Origin of the sequence: Corticimicrobacter sp. (assembly GCF_040137905.1) — a bacterium.
GTDB lineage: Bacteria > Pseudomonadota > Gammaproteobacteria > Burkholderiales > Burkholderiaceae_B > Corticimicrobacter.
Genome location: NZ_JBEFDG010000047.1, coordinates 1 through 1,681 on the forward strand (window position 1 = coordinate 1; position 1,681 = coordinate 1,681).

The following is a 1,681-nucleotide window of genomic DNA, read 5'->3' on the forward strand; positions in this document are numbered from 1 at the left end:
GCCTCGAGCACGGGCGCAACCGCCTGACACTCCGGCTCCGGCTCAGGCTCGGGCGTGGGCGTGGGCGTGGGCGTGGGCGTGGCAACAGTTTGAACCGGATCTGCTGCTGCATCCTCGTCGGCCCAGGTCGACGCACCTGCGGCCTCGGCATCAGGCGGAATGTCGTCCCAGGGCGGAATATCGGCTGAGTCGGGCGTGTTCGCAGTCGAGCCACCCGCTGCGGCCATCTCGGGCGCAGGCGGTACTACTGTAGCGTGCTGCGCAGAAGCAACAGGCTTGGCAGCCGCAGTTGCTGCCACGGCAGGCGCAGCAACAGGGGCAATGGCAGGCGTCTCAACCACAACCGGCGCTGCGGCCACAGGAGCGGCCACCGCTGCCGTCGAAGTCGTGGATACTGCCCGGTCCGGCTCGGCAGCCACCGGCGCAGTCACGGGTGTCGCAGGCGCGCCGCCAGCCTCGGCAAACAGTGCCAGCATACGCAGGCAGGCCATGATGAAACCGGCATATTCGTCAGGTGCCAGGGACAGCTCGCTGCGACTGTGCACTGCCACACTGTAGAACAGTTGTACCGCATCAGGGTGCATCTGCCCTGCCAGGCGCACGTATTCGGCCGTCAGGGGGTCATCGGCGGGCAGCGCTCCCGGGGCACGCTGGGCAATCGCAATGCGCGACAACATTGTCGAAAGATCGGCCAGCGCACCGGAATACGACAGGCCGCGCGCCGCCAGTTCATCGGCCAGGGCAATGACACCCTCGGCCTGCCCGGCAGACAGCACGTCCAGCAACCGCACCAGGTGCCGCTGGTCGATGGCTCCGAGCATGCCGCGCACGGCCTCCTCGGTCAGATTGTCGGCACTGTAGGCGATAGCCTGATCGGTCAACGACAGTGCATCGCGCATGGAGCCGCCGGCCGCCTGCGCAATCAGACGCAGCGCAGGCACCTCGAATGCAATGCTTTCGGCCTGCAGCACATGCTGCAGGTGGCCCACGATGGCTTCGGCAGGCATCTGCTTGAGATTGAACTGCAGACAGCGCGACAGCACCGTAACCGGGATTTTCTGTGGATCGGTGGTGGCGAGGATGAATTTGACGTGCGGCGGCGGTTCTTCCAGCGTCTTGAGCATGGCGTTGAACGCATGCCCGGTCAACATGTGGACCTCATCGATCATATAGACCTTGAAGCGGCCGGAACTGGGTGCGTACACCGCCTGTTCCAGCAACTGGGTCATTTCTTCGACACCACGATTGGAGGCGGCATCGAGTTCGATGTAGTCGACGAAGCGCCCGGCATCGATCTCGGTACAGGCGCGACACTTGCCGCAGGGCTGCGCCGTGATGCCGGTTTCGCAATTGAGGGATTTGGCCAGGAGACGCGACAGCGTGGTCTTGCCGACGCCCCGCGTGCCCGTGAAGAGCCATGCATGATGCAGGCGCTGGGTCTGCAAGGCGTGTGTCAATGCCCGGACAACGTGATCCTGCCCGACCAGGGTCTCAAACGAACGAGGCCGCCATTTGCGGGCCAGCACAAGATAGGTCATGCGTCCATTGTACGGCAGATGAGAGGCGAGCCTGACTTCGGCACTGATTCGAAACGACTATGGCTGCTTCGTTCCCGACCTGACCAGATTCGCCGCAGAATCATGCGAAGGGGCCCGCCGAGGCGTATTCTAGCATCGATTGA

Annotated in this window: 1 protein-coding gene and 1 other RNA gene; both read right to left on the reverse strand. The window is 64.1% G+C overall.

Translation table 11 applies throughout. The features are described 5' to 3' along the window. A partial coding sequence (dnaX, locus tag ABN482_RS08260; protein WP_349503536.1) for a DNA polymerase III subunit gamma/tau occupies window positions 1-1,538 on the reverse strand: 1,538 nt, incomplete at its 3' end. Between the two features lie 21 nt (window positions 1,539-1,559). Then, window positions 1,560-1,657, reverse strand: an RNA gene (gene ffs, locus ABN482_RS08265) — signal recognition particle sRNA small type. Window positions 1,658-1,681 lie beyond the last annotated feature (24 nt).